17 protein-coding genes are annotated in these 17045 nt (G+C 62.6%); 7 read left to right on the top strand and 10 right to left on the bottom strand.

Translation table 11 applies throughout. The annotated features are described in order from the left end of the window. Positions 1 to 7: 7 nt before the first annotated feature. From DNK59_RS20645 to DNK59_RS20630, 4 genes are all read left to right on the top strand, one after another. Positions 8 to 1024 (top strand): alpha-ketoacid dehydrogenase subunit beta, encoded by a 1017-nt coding sequence (locus tag DNK59_RS20645; protein ID WP_110724401.1) that lies wholly within the window; start codon positions 8 to 10, stop codon positions 1022 to 1024. Next, positions 1021 to 2133 carry an acetoin dehydrogenase dihydrolipoyllysine-residue acetyltransferase subunit gene (locus DNK59_RS20640; RefSeq protein ID WP_110724400.1) on the top strand — a complete coding sequence of 371 codons (1113 nt, stop codon included), beginning with the start codon at positions 1021 to 1023 and terminating at the stop codon, positions 2131 to 2133. The genes DNK59_RS20645 and DNK59_RS20640 overlap by 4 nt, the downstream gene beginning before the upstream one ends. Before the next feature lie 88 nt (positions 2134 to 2221). Beyond that, positions 2222 to 3295, top strand: coding sequence for a 2,3-butanediol dehydrogenase (locus DNK59_RS20635; RefSeq protein WP_256596508.1), 1074 nt, complete (start codon positions 2222 to 2224; stop codon positions 3293 to 3295). 143 nt (positions 3296 to 3438) lie between these two features. After that, the gene (locus tag DNK59_RS20630) at positions 3439 to 4164 is read left to right on the top strand and encodes a hypothetical protein (RefSeq protein ID WP_092316132.1); all 726 of its coding nucleotides are present in this window, start codon (positions 3439 to 3441) and stop codon (positions 4162 to 4164) included. A 95-nt stretch (positions 4165 to 4259) separates the two neighbouring features. Here DNK59_RS20630 and DNK59_RS20625 read toward each other — a convergent pair whose 3' ends face one another. The 9 genes from DNK59_RS20625 to DNK59_RS20585 all read right to left on the bottom strand — a co-directional run bounded on the left by DNK59_RS20625 (position 4260) and on the right by DNK59_RS20585 (position 11943). Next, positions 4260 to 5279 carry a hypothetical protein gene (locus DNK59_RS20625; protein ID WP_110724398.1) on the bottom strand — a complete coding sequence of 340 codons (1020 nt, stop codon included), beginning with the start codon at positions 5277 to 5279 and terminating at the stop codon, positions 4260 to 4262. Between the two features lie 217 nt (positions 5280 to 5496). Beyond that, positions 5497 to 6405, bottom strand: coding sequence for a MurR/RpiR family transcriptional regulator (locus DNK59_RS20620; RefSeq protein ID WP_110724397.1), 909 nt, complete (start codon positions 6403 to 6405; stop codon positions 5497 to 5499). Positions 6406 to 6524: 119 nt separating this feature from the next. Further along, positions 6525 to 7289 carry an ABC transporter ATP-binding protein gene (locus tag DNK59_RS20615; RefSeq protein ID WP_110724396.1) on the bottom strand — a complete coding sequence of 255 codons (765 nt, stop codon included), beginning with the start codon at positions 7287 to 7289 and terminating at the stop codon, positions 6525 to 6527. Positions 7290 to 7307: 18 nt separating this feature from the next. Beyond that, on the bottom strand, positions 7308 to 8420 hold the full coding sequence (locus DNK59_RS20610; RefSeq protein ID WP_110724395.1) for a succinylglutamate desuccinylase/aspartoacylase family protein: 1113 nt from the start codon (positions 8418 to 8420) through the stop codon (positions 7308 to 7310). A gap of 9 nt (positions 8421 to 8429) precedes the next feature. Further along, on the bottom strand, positions 8430 to 9128 hold the full coding sequence (locus tag DNK59_RS20605) for an ABC transporter permease (RefSeq protein ID WP_092316116.1): 699 nt from the start codon (positions 9126 to 9128) through the stop codon (positions 8430 to 8432). A 12-nt stretch (positions 9129 to 9140) separates the two neighbouring features. Further along, positions 9141 to 9830, bottom strand: a complete 690-nt coding sequence (locus tag DNK59_RS20600) for an ABC transporter permease (protein WP_092316114.1) — start codon at positions 9828 to 9830, stop codon at positions 9141 to 9143. A 90-nt stretch (positions 9831 to 9920) separates the two neighbouring features. Continuing rightward, positions 9921 to 10697, bottom strand: coding sequence for an ABC transporter substrate-binding protein (locus tag DNK59_RS20595; protein WP_092316112.1), 777 nt, complete (start codon positions 10695 to 10697; stop codon positions 9921 to 9923). Between the two features lie 347 nt (positions 10698 to 11044). Further along, entirely contained in the window at positions 11045 to 11401 is a 357-nt protein-coding gene (locus DNK59_RS20590) for a DUF6572 domain-containing protein (protein ID WP_092316110.1), read from the bottom strand. A 38-nt stretch (positions 11402 to 11439) separates the two neighbouring features. Beyond that, entirely contained in the window at positions 11440 to 11943 is a 504-nt protein-coding gene (locus DNK59_RS20585) for an SPOR domain-containing protein (RefSeq protein ID WP_110724394.1), read from the bottom strand. A gap of 292 nt (positions 11944 to 12235) precedes the next feature. Between DNK59_RS20585 and DNK59_RS20580 the strand changes: the two genes are divergently transcribed. Together DNK59_RS20580 and DNK59_RS20575 are read left to right on the top strand one after the other, a co-directional pair. Next, positions 12236 to 13105: a GyrI-like domain-containing protein gene (locus DNK59_RS20580; RefSeq protein WP_110724393.1), complete on the top strand. Its 870-nt coding sequence runs from the start codon at positions 12236 to 12238 to the stop codon at positions 13103 to 13105. Between the two features lie 68 nt (positions 13106 to 13173). Further along, entirely contained in the window at positions 13174 to 13428 is a 255-nt protein-coding gene (locus DNK59_RS20575) for a hypothetical protein (RefSeq protein ID WP_092316104.1), read from the top strand. A 47-nt stretch (positions 13429 to 13475) separates the two neighbouring features. Here the strand turns inward: DNK59_RS20575 and DNK59_RS20570 are convergent, their stop codons facing one another. Further along, a complete protein-coding gene (locus DNK59_RS20570; RefSeq protein WP_110724392.1) occupies positions 13476 to 13832 on the bottom strand; it encodes a DUF6572 domain-containing protein in 357 nt (118 codons plus the stop codon). A 683-nt stretch (positions 13833 to 14515) separates the two neighbouring features. On the opposite strand from DNK59_RS20570, the gene DNK59_RS20565 reads away from it, so the two are divergent. Next, positions 14516 to 17032: an ATP-binding protein gene (locus tag DNK59_RS20565; protein ID WP_110724391.1), complete on the top strand. Its 2517-nt coding sequence runs from the start codon at positions 14516 to 14518 to the stop codon at positions 17030 to 17032. Positions 17033 to 17045: the final 13 nt, after the last annotated feature.

Here is a 17045-nt window from a genome sequence, read left to right as displayed (position 1 = left end):
AACCATCATGGCGAGAAAAATCAGTTACCAGCAGGCCATCAACGAAGCCCTGGCCCAGGAAATGCGTCGCGACCCCAGCGTGTTCATCATGGGTGAAGACGTGGCGGGCGGTGCCGGTGCCCCCGGCGACAACGACGCCTGGGGCGGCGTGCTCGGGGTGACCAAGGGCCTCTACCATCAATTTCCCGGGCGGGTGCTGGACACCCCACTGTCGGAAATCGGCTATGTCGGTGCCGCGGTCGGCGCCGCCACCCGTGGCGTGCGCCCGGTGTGCGAATTGATGTTCGTCGACTTCGCCGGCTGCTGCCTGGACCAGATCCTCAACCAGGCGGCGAAGTTTCGCTACATGTTCGGCGGCAAGGCCCAGACCCCGCTGGTGATCCGCACCATGGTCGGCGCCGGCTTGCGCGCGGCGGCCCAGCACTCGCAAATGCTCACCTCGCTGTGGACCCACATCCCCGGCCTGAAAGTGGTTTGCCCGTCGTCGCCCTACGACGCCAAGGGCCTGCTGATCCAGGCGATCCGCGACAACGACCCGGTGATCTTCTGCGAGCACAAAATGCTCTACAGCCTGCAGGGCGAAGTGCCGGAAGAGTCCTACGCGATTCCCTTCGGCGAGGCCAACTTCCTGCGCGACGGCAAGGACGTGACCCTGGTGTCCTACGGGCGCACGGTGAACACCGCCCTGGACGCGGCGCGCAACCTGGCCGGACGCGGCATCGATTGCGAAGTCATCGACCTGCGCACCACCAGCCCGCTGGACGAAGACAGCATCCTGGAAAGCGTGGAGAAGACCGGGCGTCTGGTGGTGATCGACGAAGCCAACCCACGCTGCTCCATGGCCACCGACATCTCGGCGCTGGTGGCGCAGAAAGCCTTCGCATCGCTCAAGGCGCCGATCGAAATGGTCACCGCGCCCCATACGCCGGTGCCGTTCTCCGACGCCCTGGAAGACCTGTACATCCCCGACGCGGCGAAGATCGAAAACGCCGTGCTCACTGTGATCGAGTGGAGCCGCCGATGAGCCAGATCCATACCCTGACCATGCCCAAGTGGGGCCTGTCGATGACCGAGGGCCGGGTCGATGCCTGGCTCAAGGAAGAAGGGCAGAGCATCAGCAAGGGCGATGAAGTGCTGGACGTGGAGACCGACAAGATCTCCAGCAGCGTCGAGGCGCCGTTCTCCGGCGTCCTGCGCCGGCAGATCGCCCGCCAGGACGAAACCCTGGCGGTGGGCGCGCTGCTGGGCATCGTGGTCGACGGCGAGGCCAGCGACGCCGAGATCGACGCGGTGATCGCGCAGTTCCAGGCCAGCTTCGTGCCCGGCGACAGCGCCGCCGAAGACCACGGCCCGGCGCCGCAGAAGGTCGAACTGGGCGGCCGGCTGATCCGCTATTTCGAACGCGGCGAAGGCGGCACGCCGCTGCTGCTGGTGCATGGCTTTGGTGGCGACCTCAACAACTGGCTGTTCAACCACGAAGCCCTGGCCGCCGGGCGCCGGGTGATCGCCCTCGACCTGCCGGGCCACGGCGAATCGGCCAAGGCCCTGCAACGGGGCGACCTCGACGAATTGAGCCAAGTGCTGCTGGCACTGCTGGATCACCTGGAGATTCCCGTGGCCCATCTGGTGGGCCACTCCATGGGCGGCGCGGTGTCCCTGAATACCGCGCGGCTGGCGCCGCAACGGGTGCGCTCGCTGACCCTGATCGGCAGCGCCGGGCTGGGCCGCGAGATCAATGGCGACTACCTGCAAGGCTTCGTCGAGGCCAGCAACCGCAATGCGCTCAAGCCGCAACTGGTGCAGCTGTTCTCCAACGCCGAACTGGTGAACCGGCAGATGCTCGACGACATGCTCAAGTACAAGCGCCTGGAAGGGGTGCAGGACGCCCTCGGGCAGCTGGCCAACAACCTCTTCGCCGACGGCCGCCAGCAGGTCGACCTGCGCCCGGTGGTGCAGGACGGCGCGCAGCCGGTGCTGGTGATCTGGGGCAGCGACGACCGGATCATCCCGGCGAGCCACAGCGCCGATCTCAAGGCGCAGATCGAGGTGCTGCCGGGGCAGGGGCACATGCTGCAGATGGAAGCGGCGGAGCAGGTCAACCGCCTGATCCTCGACTTCATTCGCCAGCACTGAGGTGTGCGGCGGCGGCCAGGGGGCCGTCGCCGCTCGATAACAACCAGGAGAAGCCAAGATGAGTGTTTCCCTCAAATCCGTTCCAAGCATGCGCGCCGCGGTCTGGCACGGCCGTCACGATATCCGCGTCGAAGACGTGCCGCTGCCCGACGCGCCGCCTGCCGGCTGGGTGCAGATCCGCGTCGACTGGTGCGGCATCTGCGGCTCCGACCTGCACGAATACCTGGCCGGGCCGGTGTTCATTCCGGTGGACGCGCCGCACCCGCTGACCGGGATCAAGGGCCAGTGCATTCTCGGCCACGAGTTCTGCGGCGAGATCGTCGCCCTGGGCGAAGGAGTCCAGGGGTTCAGTGTCGGCCAGCCGGTGGCCGCCGACGCCTGCCAGCACTGCGGCACCTGCTACTACTGCACCCACGGCCTGTACAACATCTGCGAGAACCTGGCCTTTACCGGGCTGATGAACAACGGCGCCTTTGCTGAACTGGTGAACGTGCCGGCCAACCTGCTGTACGCCTTGCCGGACAACTTTCCCGCCGAGGCCGGGGCGCTGATCGAGCCGTTGGCGGTGGGCATGCACGCGGTGAAAAAAGCCGGCAGTTTGCTCGGACAGAACGTGGTGGTGGTCGGCGCCGGCACCATCGGCCTGTGCACCATCATGTGCGCCAAGGCCGCCGGCGCGGCCCAGGTGATCGCCCTGGAAATGTCCGGCGCGCGCAAGGCCAAGGCCTTGGAAGTGGGCGCCACCCATGTGCTCGACCCCAAGGAATGCGACGCCCTGGCCGAGGTCAAGCGCCTGACCGGCGGGCTGGGGGCCGATGTCAGCTTCGAATGCATCGGCAACAAGCACACCGCCAAGCTGGCCATCGACCTGATCCGCAAGGCCGGTAAATGCGTGTTGGTGGGGATATTCGAGGAGCCCAGCGAGTTCAACTTCTTCGAACTGGTGGCCACCGAGAAAACGGTGCTCGGGGCCTTGGCCTACAACGGTGAGTTCGCCGACGTGATTGCCTTTATCGCCGATGGCCGCCTGGATATTTCGCCCCTGGTGACCGGGCGCATCCAGCTGGAACAGATCGTTGGCCAGGGCTTCGAGGAACTGGTCAACAACAAGGAACATAACGTCAAGATCATCGTGTCCCCCGGTCAGTTGCGACGCCCTTAAGGGGCGCTCTTTGGCGATGGCCGGCGGCGGCCATCGCACTTTTTTACAGTTTTGCGTTCTATCACCAGGCCTGGCCGCGCCGATCCCCGCCGCAGCCCGTGAATTTTGACCCGGTGCCGATGGCCTACGCTCCCTCTTCTTGCATGATGCAAACCCGCTTTGCGCGCCTGTTTCTGGTGGCGCTGCTGATGTTGGGCGCCACGGCCTGCAGCCAGCAACAAGGCCGCGATCTGGCCAAACAGTTTCGTGAAGGCAAGCCTGACGAATTCTTCCAGACCAGTGTCGACCGCATGGCCACCATTGGCATGCGCGACAACCTGCAGAGCCTGTACTTGCTGATGGGCAAGCTCTACCTGCGCAATCCCAGCCAATGGCGCAAATCGGGGTTCCCCGATGGCACCAGCGCCCAGCGCGAGATCCGCAACGCCATCGAAAAACGCCAGCCACTACCGGCCCTGGGCGATCGCCGCGACCTGGCGGCCCTGAGTTATTCCCTGAGCCCGGAGTTCCAGGGGGATCGGGTCGGCGCCTTCATTTATGCCATCGGCAGCATGCTGGTGACCGCCCATGGCGGGCGCACCGAGTTCTACATGACCGACAGCATCGACCCGCAGTTCATCAGCAACGCCGCGCGCAATATCGAAAAGGCCACCTGGCTGCTGAGCCAGCGCCAGGATGCCAATGGCGTGTTGTTGCTGTTTTCCAACGAGATTTCCGAGGAGGGCAGCAACCTGAGTTTTGCCGTGGAGTTCGGCAAGATTGTGGCGCGCCTGGATCTGCTGACGCAGATTCTGGATGAGCGTTATCGACGGGTGGGGTTCAACTATGCGCAGAGTTTGTTGCTGATGAATTTTTTGCCGGTGCAGTAGGGGAGCAGAGCACTCACCTTATGGCCAGGGAGCTTGCTCCTGCTCGGGTCCAGGCACTGGCTGAACCCTCATGGGAACACCTCCCCCTGCAAGTTTCAGCGTTGCTCCGCCAGGTCCTGTTGTTCGGGTTCCAGGCGTTGCACAGAGACTTGGGTCATCAGGGTGTTGGAGAAGTGCAGCTTGCCTGCTCTGGGGTTGTTGACGATCGATGTGGTGTTGCGCGCGATGTTGAAGTCCGCCTGTTCCAGCCACGAGCGCAATGTTCCGGAGTAACTGAAGCTGTAGTAACCGTTGTCTGATTTTCGCAAGCCGCTGCTGCTGTAGATGACCCTGGGCGTCGAGTGTAGGTCGTGCACCTTTGCAGTGAACTCCAGCGTCTGTTTCTCGCCATTGACCCCACAGGCCTGCTGCCATTGCGCGGCGTTGTCCTGCAGGGGCTGTTCACGGCCTGGCAGCATCAGGCACAAGAGCAGTTCGAGGTCCTGGGGGGCGAGCACGTTGAGCGTACCCAGCAACCCTTGCTCCTGATCGGCGAGTTCTTTGGGCTTGAGCTTTTCCAGCGACGGTTGCAAGCGCGCAAGGTCCAGGTAGTTGTCCAGTTGGGCGAAGCTGCCATCGGGGTTGAGGCGAACCTGGAAGCGTTGTTCGGTCAACGCCCTGAATATCTGCAGCGTTTTGTTGTAAGGGTGATCGGGGGAGGCCAATCCGGGATGAACCAGTTCGTACTCCAGTTCGGCGGTGTCCTGCATCGTCACTTCCGGTTCACGGGTGTCGAGGGTGAACGCCAGTGGCCCGGCGGACTCCTGTATCTGCACGCGGGTGATCTGTCCTTGCAACCACAACTGCCCGTCGGTTTGTGGCTTGAGGTCCAGGCTCAAGTCGAACGTCAGGGTGCCGCCATTTTTTCTGGAGCTGCGGTCCAGGGTGCTCTTGGATTCACTGTGCATCTGCACCAGGGCTTGATACTCGGTATGCGTGGCGTGTGGGTCGAGCGCCGGCAAGGCGACAATCGGTGGTGGCGGGGGAGGTGTTGCATCCTCACAGGCGCTGAGCAGGCTCAGGCAGGCAAGCGTCAGGCCCAGGCGCTGAACGAGGGGGAAACGAGTGGAGAGCATGGATGAAAGTCCTTTTTCGGGCACTGAGGTGGAGCTGCTTGCCTAGCAAGGGGGAGTGGCCAAAGTGGGGGGCATCTTAGGGGCTTGTAGCGGTTGTCGCCACTGATGGTTTCGCCCTTACGGCTTTTCCAAAGTGAGTGGCTGAAAGAGCGAAACCGTCAGCCGCCAAACCCGCAGCAACGGATATGTCCCCACCACCAGCATCAAAGAACTCCCCTCATTTCTTCAGCACCTTCCCCTGACCAGGAATATGCAAATACGACATCACGCTTTCCGTCAGCTCAGTGGCCAATTTCACCGCTTTTTCATTGCGCGCCATCACCCCGGCGACCAGCCCTTCGATCAAGGCCAGCACGGCGATGTTGGAGCTGGTCAGCACCGGGTGATCGCAGGGCGCGAACAGGGTGTGCTCGGCTATCGCGGTGAGCGGCGAGGCGGGGGAGTCGGTGATGGCCAGCACTGTTGCCCCGCGTTCACTGGCAAAGCGCGCCAGTTGCAGGGTGTCCTGGGAGTAGCGTGGCAGGGAGATTGCCAGCAGCACGTCCTGATCCGTGATCGCGGCCAGCCGGTAGGCGGCGTTTTCATTGCCGCCTTCCATGCTGATGGCCGTGGCGTCGGCGCAGAACGGCATCAGGGTGGCGGCAGCGAGCCCGGCCAGGTAGACGCTGTTGCCGAACCCCAGGATGTAGACCTTGCGCGCGCTGGTCAGGCAGGTGATGAAGGCGTCGAAGCTGTCGGCATGGTTGCTGGTGGCGGCGGTGGCCAGGTTGCTGCCGGCGCTCTGCAGTTGTTCGTGCAGGCCAAAGGCGCCACCCGGGCGCTGGGCCAGTTCGTTGCGCAGCTTGTCCACCGGCGACACCATCTGCTGCAAGGTGGTGACCAGCTCGGCCTTCATGCCGCTGTAGCCCCCCAGGTCCAGGGCCTTGGCCAGACGGTTGACGGCGGCGGGCGAGGTCAGGGTGGCTTGAGCCATCTCCTCGATGGTCAGGGTCGCGGCCTTGAGCGGGTGGCGCAGGATGAAGTCCGCCACCTTGCGCAGCGACGGCGGCAGTTCGGCGACGATTTCCGACAGTTTGCGCATTACCGGCGCGGCGTAGACCGAGGTGTCTTTCGATGGGCTTGGCATATCCGGCTCGACAGTGGTTGAAGGGGGAGGAGGGCGCTGCCGGGCGCCCTGGCGAGATGGCCCGGAGTGTATCCGAAGCCGGTCGCGCCAGGGCCGCGCCCAGCGCTGGAGTGGCGACTTTACTTCAAACTCCCGGCGAGGAACTGTTGCAGGCGCTCGGACTGCGGGTTGGCCAGCACTTCACGGGGCGCGCCGCGTTCTTCCACCAGGCCCTGGTGGAGGAACACCAGTTGGTTGGACACCTCCCGGGCAAAGCCCATTTCGTGGGTCACCACCACCATGGTGCGGCCTTCCTGCGCCAGGTCCTGCATGACTTTCAGCACCTCGCCCACCAGCTCGGGGTCGAGCGCCGAGGTCGGTTCGTCAAACAGCATCACCTGCGGTTCCATCGCCAGGGCGCGGGCAATCGCCACCCGTTGCTGCTCGCCACCGGACATGTGCCCCGGCCAGGCATGCCGGCGCTGCGCCACGCCGACTTTCTCCAGGTAGTGCTCGGCGCGCTGCCGTGCCTCCTGCCTGCTCAGGCCCAGTACCTGCACCGGGGCTTCCATCACGTTGTCCAGGGCGCTCATGTGGGACCAGAGGTTGAAGTGTTGAAACACCATCGACAGCTGCGAACGCATGCGTTGCAGCTGCTTGGGCTCGGCCGCCTGCAACCCGCCGTGCTTGCCGGCCACCAGCTTGAGGGGGTCGCCATTGAGCAGGATGGTGCCGGCATTGGGTTGCTCCAGAAGATTGATACAGCGCAGGAAGGTGCTCTTGCCCGAGCCGCTGGAGCCGATCAGGCTGATCACGTCGCCGGCCCGGGCCTGCAGGGACACGCCCTTGAGCACCTGATGCGCGCCGTAGCTTTTGTGCAGGTCCTGAACTTCAAGTTTGTACATGCTGTGAACTCTCCGGAATCAGTCGCTGAGCAAGCGACCCTGGCGAATGGGGGTAGCGCCGGCGACTTTGGCCAGCCACAGCCCGGGCTGGGCGAAGCGCAGGCGTTCGCGGGCATAGACAATGCCGTCGGTGCTGGCACGTACCACGCTGTGCCGGTCGGTGAGCGGGTCGATGACCTCGAACAGCGGATCGCCGACCTTGACCTGTGCGCCCACGGGTTGCAGAAAACTCACCACCCCGGGATGGGGCGCATAGGCGTATTGCGCCCCGGCAAAGGGCAGTGCCTGGCACTGGCTGGGCGGCGCCGCGGGCCAGTCGCCGCTGATCAGGCCCTGCTCGGCGAGGTAGCCGAGAATGGCGTGGGCGCTGGCGAGGCAGGGTTCGCGTTCGGTGTCGGCCATGCCGCGCAATTCGATGGTGGTGGCCGCGCAGGCCAGGGGAATATTGGCGTCGGGAAAGCGTTCCGCCAGGTGCAACCAGGTAATTCCACAGGCTTCGTCGAAAGCGCTGCCGCCCGCATCCTCGGCCAGCAGGGCCACCTCGGCGCCGAGGCGGGCGGCCAGTGGTTGCAGGCGCGGCCAGTGTTGCGGCATGGCGTACAGCAACATGACCGACTCGAAATCGCAGTGCAGGTCCAGCACCAGGTCGGCGTCACAGGCGTGCTGCAGCAGCAGGCGGCGCAGGCCGTCGAGTTCCGAGGCGGGGGCCGGCATGGTTGCGAGCACCTCGGCCATGGCGCGGCGGATCAGCGCGACGTTGGCCTCGGCGTCATCGCCCAGTTGCCCTAGCAGCTCTGCTGCAACCGGCTCGAACAGCTCCGGGAAGTCGCGGTTGAAGTTCTTGCCGCTGGAGAACTCGAAGCGCCCCTGATGGGTGGCCTGGAACATCTGGGCGATACCCAGCGGGTTGGCCATGGGGACCAGTTCGATCACCCCGCTCAGACGGCCCTGGCTTTCCAGTTCCAGGAGCCGGCGCTTGAGTTCGACGGCGACGCGCATCCCCGGCAGTTCATCAGCGTGCAATGACGCCTGGATATAGGCCTTGCGTGTGCCGCTGCCAAAGCGAAACAGCGTCAGCGTGCGTTCGGTGCCGGTGGCGCTCCACGGCAACGGGTATTGAATATGCTCCATGGCAGCTCCTCAGTGCTTGCGCGGTGCCAGGTACGCAAGCCAGCGGCGCTCGGCCAGCTTGAACAGACGCACCAGAATGAAAGTCAGGACCAGGTAGATCAGCCCGGCGGTGATGAATGCCTCGAACGGCAGGTAGAAGCGTGAGCTGACCGTGCGCGCCGCCCCGGTGATATCGACCAGGGTGACGATCGAGGCCAGGCTGGTGGTTTGCAGCATCATCAGCACTTCGTTGCTGTATTGCGGCAAGGCCCGGCGCAGGGCCGACGGCAGCAGGATGCGCCGGTACAGGGTCAGGCGCGACATGCCCATGGCCCTGGCGGCTTCGATCTCGCCGGCAGGCGTGGCGCGCAGGCTGCCGGCCAGCAGCTCGGCGCTGTAGGCACTGGTGTTGATGGCAAAAGCCAGGCAGGCGCAAAAGGTCGCGCTGGACAGGTACGGCCAGAGCAGGCTCTGGCGTACGGCCTCGAACTGCGCCAGGCCGTAGTAGATCAGGAACAGTTGTACCAGCATCGGCGTGCCGCGAATCACATAGGTGTAGAGCCAGGCCGGAGCGTTGAGCAGCGCTGAGCGCGATACCCGCATCAGCGCCAGGGGCAGTGCCAGGAGCAAGCCCAGGGCCAGGGAAATCAGCAGCACCTTGAGGGTCACCAGGGCGCCATTGAGGTACAGCGGCAGGTTGTCCCAGATCAGTTGATAGTCGAGCATCATCGTCGGTTCCTCTCACAGTTCGGCGGCTTTGAGGCCGACCGAGTAGTGTTTTTCCAGGCAGCGCAACAGCACCAGGGACAGGCTGGTGAGCAGCAGGTACAGCGCCGCCACGGCGATGAAAAAAGTAAAGGGCTGGTGGGTGGCGTCCGCGGCGTTCTTGGCCTTGAACATCATGTCCTGCAGGCCGATCACCGAGATCAGCGCGGTGGACTTGGTCAGCACCAGCCAATTGTTGGTGAAGCCGGGAATGGCGAAACGCACCATCTGCGGCACCAGGATTCGCCAGAACACCTTGCCTGCACTCATGCCGTAAGCCAGGCCGGCCTCGGCCTGCCCCTTGGGGATGGCCATGAAGGCGCCGCGAAAGGTTTCCGAGAGGTAGGCGCCAAAGATGAAGCCCATGGTGCAGACCCCGGCGACAAAGGGGTTGATGTCGATGTAGCGGCTGTAGCCCAGTGCCAGGGCGATGCGGTTCACCAGATCCTGGCCGCCGTAGAAGATCAGCAGGATCAGTACCAGGTCGGGAATGCCGCGAATCAGGGTGGTGTAGCTTTCCCCGAGCAACGCCAGCCCTTTGAGCGAAGACAAGCGCAGGGCCGCGCCGATCAGCCCCAGGACAATCGCCAGGGACATGGACGTCAGGGCCAGGTTGATGGTCAGCCAGGCGCCATCGAGAATGCTCGATCCGTAGCCGTGGAGCATGATGAAGTTCCTCAAGCGAGCGCCGCAAGGCGCGCAACACAAGCCCCCGGCGACGCCTGCGGGCGGCCGGCGCCGGGGTTCAGGAAAGGCTTACTCGCCGTAGATATCGAACGCGAAGTAGCGGGCCATCACTTGCTGGTACTTGCCGTTGGCGCGGATCGCGTCGAGTGCCGCATTCAGGCGCGTCAGGTTGGCGCTGTCGCCTTTGCGCACGGCGATCCCGGCGCCCCGGCCGAAGTATTTCGGGTCGTTGATATCAGGTCCGGTCAGGGCGAAACCCTGGCCCGCCGCGGTCTTGATAAAGCTCTCGTTGGTGTTGACGATATCGGCCAGGGTGGCGTCCAGGCGGCCCGCGGCCAGATCGAGGAAGGCTTCGTTCTGCGAGCCATAGCGCACCACCATGACGCCGGCCGGCTCCAGTTGCTCGGTGGCAAAACGATCGTAGGTCGAGGAGCGTTGCACGCCGAGTTTCTTGCCCTTGAGGTCCAGCAGCGGGTCATGGATCAGGCTGCCGGCCTTCATCGCGAACTTGCCCGGCGTGTGGTAGTACTTTTTGCTGAAATCCACGGATTTCATCCGGTCTTCGGTGATCGACATCGACGACAGCACGGCATCGATCTTGCGCACCTTGAGCGACGGGATCATGCCGTCGAACTCTTGAATGACCCACTCGCACTTGACCTGCATTTCCTCGCACAGCGCGTTGCCGATGTCGTAGTCGAAGCCACTGACCTTGCCCTCCGGGGTCTTGAAGGAAAAGGGCGGGTAGGCGGCTTCGATGCCGATGCGCAGGCTGTCTTCGTCGGCATGGGCGAGGAAGCTGGACGCGCACAGCAGCAGAGCACCTAGAAGTTCTGTCTTGTTCATTTTGTTGACTCCTGGGAGGGCGTTGGGAATACGGGTGCCCGCCATCCGGGGTGGCGCGCTGGATCTGTCCTGTGATCGGCGGAGATATAAATGACACAATAAAAATCAATGTGCAATCGTATTGAAAAAAATCATATCAGTTGATGGTGTGGAAAATCGCACCCATACCGCTCCGTAGCCGCTAGCAAGGGCTGTTGCGGTCAAGTCGCCGGGCACAAATGACCCGCGGGCAGGAGTTCGACTCGCCCGAGGCGCATGTGGATTTCATTGTGCTGAACCGGGCGCTGATCCTGCCGGCATAGGGGATTCCTGCGCGCTGCTCGATCGCCAGTCGCGCAGGTAGCGGGCTACATGTTGCGAATTCTCTCGATCACTTTCAGCTCGAACTCGAAGCCAATGCCCACGTCATTCAGGGTTTCGGTCACGCGGGCCATGAAGTACTCGGCCTGCTCGGGAAGTTCATACAAACCCACCACCCGGATGATCGGGTACTTGCCGTAGGCGCCGGGAATCTCGGTGTAGATCTCGCCACTTTCGATAAAGGCGATGTAGGCGTTGATCTTCTCTTGCAGCATGAGCAGGTGTTCGCCCTGGGCCGCCTTGTCGCCCCATTCCAGATGGTCGGTCATGACCAGTAGCAGGTTGTTGGGCTCTTCCTTGGAGCGAACCCAGAAATCGATGACTTTGGGATTGGTGATGGACATGTCTGATCCTTCAGGAGGTCGGCTTGCAAGCGTTTCATTTACCGGGTCACTGACCGCCATGTCACCAGTCCATCCAGGCCATGCTCGGACTTCAGGTAGTTGAGGGTGTTTTGTGCCTCGGCCTTTTCTTCGAACGGGCCGGCAAAGAGGTGGGGCGGCTCATCGAGAACGCTGGGTATGTCGATTCGTCCCATCTGTTGGGCCATGCGTGCAAATTCTTCATCGGTTTGAGCGCTAATGCGTGCGACCCAACCGCTGCGATCTCTCAAGGCGATAGGCTCCACGTCGGCTGCGCAGTGTTTGCATCGTGAGGCGTTGGCCTGGATGTCCTGGCCGCAGGCAGGACAAGGGCGCAGATCTTCATGCACCAGCGCGTCAACCCCGGTCTTTGCCAGCCGCGGCATCAACAGCACGGCAATCAGGGCCATGCAGGGAAAGAACAGCCCGATTGCAAACCATCTTGGCCCCGAGCGCCCGCGGGTACTTGCAGCGTAAGCGGTCATCGCCGTGAGAATGAGCCAGAGGGGGAGCGAGACGCCCATTGCAACTCCTTGTGTCGAGGTGTGAGTAATGCTCCCGCTGAACGGGGGGTGCAAAATATCCGTTCTTTGGCGGCGACGCCATAGACCATCACGGGGGCTCCCGCTTGAAGAGTCACAAGCTCAACGACGCCATTGGTTTCGCAGACACCCCTCACGGTGCAGGGTGACTCAAGGCTTTTTCCCGGACGGCGGCCACGAACCACCCGGGTGTACCTTGAGCAAGAGCGGCTAGGCGCGCGCCTGCCGGGATAGCCGATCCTTTGCCTACCGTATTTCCCGGAGCCTTTGCCCTGTGCCTGACTTGCCGATCAACGCCGCCTATGCGAAACGCTTCAACGCGGTACTCGCCTACATCGATGAAAACCTTGAAGGCGACCTGTCGGTGAGGACCTTGAGCCGGATGGCGAACTTCTCGGAGTTTCACTTCCATCGGCAATTCAGCGCATTCGTGGGCGTGCCGGTTGCACGTTATGTGCAATTGATGCGCTTGCGCGGTGCGGCCCATCGCCTGCTGTACCTGGCGGACTACTCGGTGCTGGAAGCCGCGCTTGGCGCCGGTTTCGAAAGCCCCGAGGCTTTTTCCAGGGCGTTCAGGCGGGCATTCGGCATGAGCCCGAGTGCATTCAGGAAGCAGCCGAACTGGCAGGTCTGGAATGCGGTATTTGCTATCCCTCATTTTTCCAGGAGCATCATCATGCAGGTACGAATCGTGGACTTTGCCGACACCCGGGTTGCAGCGCTGGAGCACTGCGGGCCTGCCGGGCTGGTCAATGAAAGCGTGCGCAGGTTTATCGATTGGCGGATGCACAGCGGGCAGTCGCCGGTGGCGTCGAGTCGCAGTTTTGGCATTCCCTTCAACAACCCCGATACCACGGCGCCGCAGGAATTTCGCTTTGCCATCTGCGGCGAGATTCATGAGGCGGTGGCCGCCAATGAGGCGGGCATTCGCGAGATGCAGATTGCCGGTGGCCGCTATGCGGTGGTGCGGCATGTGGGCTCGCCGGATCATATAGGTGAAAGCATCTACCCGATCTACCGCGATTGGCTGCCGGGCAGTGGCGAGGAACTGCGGGATCAGCCGCTGTTCTTTGAATACCTGAGTATTTATCCGCAGACGCCGCAGGAGCAGTGGCTGACGGATATTTATGTGCCCTTGCAGTAGCGGGGGTGGGTCAAACCTTGCGCATGACCTCGATTTGCACATCACCTACGGTTGCAGGAGCTCGACCTTTGGAAAAGTTGAAACACTTTAGCGTTCAGGGAACCGCGGTGGGCAGTGACCAGAGCATCCAGCTGGATGAGATCTCGATTCTCGCCGAGCCGGAAACGCTCAGGGCGCTGGGTGTTTTCTTGATCAATGCAGCAAGCGAAATGGCGCTCAATGGACGGGAGCATGTGCATCTGCAAGAGGTGATCGAGGACTTTTCCCATGAGCAGCATGTGGATTTCATTGCGCTTAATCGAGCGCTGATTCTGCCTGCATGAGGTATTGCTGCGCGCTGCTCAACCGGGTGCGGCGCGCAGGTGGCGGGCTACAGGCTGGGAGCCTCTTCGTTCACTTTCAGCTCGAAATCGAAGCCAATGCCGCGCGCGTTGAGGATCTCGGCAATGCGTTTGAAAAACCAATCGACTTGCTCGGGCAGTTCGTGCAAACCCAGTACCCGGATAATCAGGTGCTTGCCGCAGGCATCGGGAATTTCGCTGTAGATCTGCTCACTTTCGATAAAGGTGATGTAGGTGTTGATCTTCTCTTGCAGCAGGAGCAGGTGTTCGCTGTGTGCCGCTTCGTCGCCCCATTCGAGGGGGTCGACCATGATCAACAGCAGGCTGTCGGGCGGGTCTTTGGGGATTGCCCAGATATCGATGACTGTTGGGTTGGTGATGGACATGTCTGATCCTTCAGGAGGTCGGGGGCGGCATTGTATGACATGGCTGAGGGCAGTTTCAGGACGCGGTCGAGAACACTTGGCGATACGCCAGCCTTTTGCAACTTGAGCTACAACACAAATTTCACCCCGGCGGAATGTTTTCATGACATGTTCGGATTTAAGGTGATTGCGAAGTGCCACTATTCTTGCCAGGCTGATTGAACCCGCATCTGGCTCAATGCCGTGCTCCAGGCTTCAGGCCAAGAAAAGCCCGGATGGCAGCGGCATGGGCGGTGAGGTTCGACTCAACTGAGGCTGACGCGCTGAGGCGGCTTACGGTCGATCAACCAGTCGTCAGGCTGTTTGCAGCTCCATGACCTACAGTCGATAGCTTGGGATGACAGCAGCGAAGTACCGACAACTCCACTCAGAGATAAAAATGCACGTCAGGACGTAGTCGTGAACTGTCGATCCAGAGTTCGGCGGGGTCCAGCCAGACGGCCAGTGCCTGCGGGGAGATGGCCAATCTGGCGATCGAGTTGAATCGGTTGGTGGCGCGGTTCAGGGTCTGACCGCTCTGTCTTCTGGCCGAGGGTTGTCCCTCTTGGCGTTCCGAGATCACGGGCAAAATGATTAATGGCGTGATGGTGTCATTTTGATATTGTTTTAGCGGGTGTGAACACCGCCGACCGGGACAACTGCTTATGGAACTCAAACCCGCATTGCCCTTGCGTAGCTGGCTCTGGAAAGCCTTCATCAGAACCAGCCTGATCCCGCTGATCGTGGTGGAGCTGGCGCTGTTGACCGTGTATTTCCTGACCAACCAGTCCATCCGCGATGCCCAGAGCAACTATTTGCACCAGAGCGCCACCCGCGAGTTGCAAGCTTCGGTGATGCAGAACGCCGAGATCGTCGAGGGGCAGTTGGAGCACCTGAGCAGCATGACCCGGCTGTTCGCCAAGTCGGTGGAGAGCGAACTGGCCGAAAGCCTGCCCGCGCAGTCGGCGCAGTTGGCCATCAGCCCTGACGGTGTGCGCTACAGCGCCAGCGATAGCGGCGGCGCGGCCTCGTTCTATTCCAACATCACCCCGCTGGACCGCCAGGACCTGGACAAGGTCTATCGCCTGGGCAGTCTTGATTTCATGATGAAGACGCTCAAGGACGAAAACCCCTCCATCGCCAGTGTCTACTTCAACAGCGCCGACAGTTACAACCACATCTACCCCTGGTTCGACACCCTGGCGCAGTACCCCCACGACATGGACATCACCTCGTTCAACTTCTATTACCTGGCCGACGCTGCCCACAACCCCACGCGCAAGCCGGTCTGGACCGACGTCTACCTCGATCCCGCCGGGCACGGCTGGATGATGACCGTGGCGGCGCCGGTGTACCGCGGCGACACCCTGGAGGGCGTGGTGGGCATCGACGTCACGGTCAACACCATCCTGGCGCAGATCGCCAAGCTGCATGTGCCCTGGGCGGGCTATCTGATGCTGGTCAGCAACAAGCTCGACATCATGGCCTTGCCGCCCTCGGCGGAAAGCGATTTTGGCGTGCCGCGCCTGCAGAGCGAGACGGCCTACAGCGACGTGCAGCATGACTACTTCCAGCCCGCGGACTTCAACCTGGCCGCTCATCAGCCCCTGAAGCCCCTGGCCGCGGCCCTGAGCAAGGAAGAGAACGGCCTGTTGCCGCTCCAGCTCGGCGGGCACCACCAACTGGTGGGCTGGAGCAACATCTCGCCGACCGACTGGCGTCTGCTGGCGGTGGTGGATGAAAGCGTGGTGATGCAGGAAACCCAGCGCCTGGCGGTTCACTACCGGGACATTGGCTACCTGATGATCGCTGGCCTGGTGGTGTTCTACCTGGTGTTCTTCGGGTTTTTGTGGTTCCGCTCCCGAGTGCTGAGTGAGCAACTGAGCCAGCCGATCATCGGCGTCTCCAACATGCTGCGCGAGATCGGCCAAGGGCAGTGGTCGCCCCAGGCCAGCCCGTCGCCGATCAAGGAACTGGCGGCAATGTCCGATCACGCACTGGCCATGGGCAGTCAGCTGGCCCTGGCCGAGGCCAACCGCAGTGCGGTCCAGCAACGCCTGGAACTGGTCATCGACAGCGTCACCGAGGGCCTCTGGGAATACGCCCCGGCGACTGACTGTTTCACCTTCAAGGGCGCGCTGCGCGAGCGCTTCGGCCTGCCCGGCGAGCCGCTGAGCCAGCCCCAGCTGCTTGAGCGCATGCCGCCGCAAGACCGAGAAGCGTTCCGCCTGTTTCTCAAGGCGGCGCAGCACAACCAGGCCTACGTGGCCGAGGTCGAGTTCCGCCTGGATGATCTGCAAGGCGAGCGCGTCTGGTTACTGTGCCGGGGCCGCACCTTGGCCCACGCCGAAGACTCGGCGGTGCCGCCGGTGGTCGGGACCTGCGTCAACATCGACCAGCTCAAGCAGGTGGAGCAGTCGCTGCGCGAGAAAACCCACGAAGCCCTCGCCGCCAGCCAGGCCAAGTCGCGGTTCATTTCCGGCATGAGCCACGAGCTCAAGACACCGCTCAACGCCATTCTCGGCTTCGCCCAACTGAGCCGGATGAAGTCGAGCGCCAGCCACGGCCAGCACGACAGCGATATCGATGAAATCATCCATGCCGGCGAGCACCTGCGTCAGTTGGTCGATGACTTGCTGGAGTGGTCGAGCCTGCAGGCCGAAGTGCCGTCGCTGAGCCTCAAGCCGGTGGATGTCGCCTCGTTGCTGCATGAATGCCTGAACATGATCCGTCCCCAGGCGATCGCCCACGGCCTTGAGGTCGAACTGCGCGGCCACGACGGCGAGTGCCAGGTTTTGGGTGACCGGCGGCGGATCAAGCAGGTGTTGTTCAACCTGCTGTCCAACGCCATCAAGTACAACCGCGCCGACGGGCGCATCGTGCTCGGCGTGGCCGTCGATGAACCGCGCCGGATCGCCCGCTTGTCCGTCACCGACAGCGGCATCGGCATCGCCCAGGAGCTGCAGGAGCAACTGTTCCGGCCTTTCCAGCGTCTGGGCAAGGAAAACTCGGCGATCAAGGGCACCGGCATCGGCCTGGCGCTGTGCCGGGAACTGGCCGAACTCATGGGCGGTGAAATGGGGGTTGCCAGCCAGCCGGAGGAGGGCAGTTGTTTCTGGATCGACCTGCCCTTGGCGCAAAAGCACAACCTGATGGAGTTCGACAAGTCTCCAGCGTCGTAATGAGCGCCGGCTG

The sequence above is a fragment of the Pseudomonas sp. TKO26 genome, from assembly GCF_003225665.1.
Classification (GTDB): Bacteria; Pseudomonadota; Gammaproteobacteria; order Pseudomonadales; family Pseudomonadaceae; genus Aquipseudomonas; species Aquipseudomonas saponiphila.
This window is presented reverse-complemented; position numbering and strand designations above follow the sequence as displayed.

Bases quoted from the DNA above. Each gene is read 5' to 3' on its own strand.
- DNK59_RS20605 (WP_092316116.1), bottom strand. From the start codon at position 9,128: ATGATGCTCGACTATCAACTGATCTGGGACAACCTGCCGCTGTACCTC.
- DNK59_RS20625 (WP_110724398.1), bottom strand. From the start codon at position 5,279: ATGCTCTCCACTCGTTTCCCCCTCGTTCAGCGCCTGGGCCTGACGCTT.
- DNK59_RS20615 (WP_110724396.1), bottom strand. From the start codon at position 7,289: ATGTACAAACTTGAAGTTCAGGACCTGCACAAAAGCTACGGCGCGCAT.
- DNK59_RS20620 (WP_110724397.1), bottom strand. From the start codon at position 6,405: ATGCCAAGCCCATCGAAAGACACCTCGGTCTACGCCGCGCCGGTAATG.
- DNK59_RS20565 (WP_110724391.1), top strand. From the start codon at position 14,516: ATGGAACTCAAACCCGCATTGCCCTTGCGTAGCTGGCTCTGGAAAGCC.
- DNK59_RS20645 (WP_110724401.1), top strand. From the start codon at position 8: ATGGCGAGAAAAATCAGTTACCAGCAGGCCATCAACGAAGCCCTGGCC.
- DNK59_RS20585 (WP_110724394.1), bottom strand. From the start codon at position 11,943: ATGGGCGTCTCGCTCCCCCTCTGGCTCATTCTCACGGCGATGACCGCT.
- DNK59_RS20630 (WP_092316132.1), top strand. From the start codon at position 3,439: ATGATGCAAACCCGCTTTGCGCGCCTGTTTCTGGTGGCGCTGCTGATG.
- DNK59_RS20570 (WP_110724392.1), bottom strand. From the start codon at position 13,832: ATGTCCATCACCAACCCAACAGTCATCGATATCTGGGCAATCCCCAAA.
- DNK59_RS20600 (WP_092316114.1), bottom strand. From the start codon at position 9,830: ATGCTCCACGGCTACGGATCGAGCATTCTCGATGGCGCCTGGCTGACC.
- DNK59_RS20590 (WP_092316110.1), bottom strand. From the start codon at position 11,401: ATGTCCATCACCAATCCCAAAGTCATCGATTTCTGGGTTCGCTCCAAG.
- DNK59_RS20595 (WP_092316112.1), bottom strand. From the start codon at position 10,697: ATGAACAAGACAGAACTTCTAGGTGCTCTGCTGCTGTGCGCGTCCAGC.
- DNK59_RS20610 (WP_110724395.1), bottom strand. From the start codon at position 8,420: ATGGAGCATATTCAATACCCGTTGCCGTGGAGCGCCACCGGCACCGAA.
- DNK59_RS20640 (WP_110724400.1), top strand. From the start codon at position 1,021: ATGAGCCAGATCCATACCCTGACCATGCCCAAGTGGGGCCTGTCGATG.
- DNK59_RS20635 (WP_256596508.1), top strand. From the start codon at position 2,222: ATGCGCGCCGCGGTCTGGCACGGCCGTCACGATATCCGCGTCGAAGAC.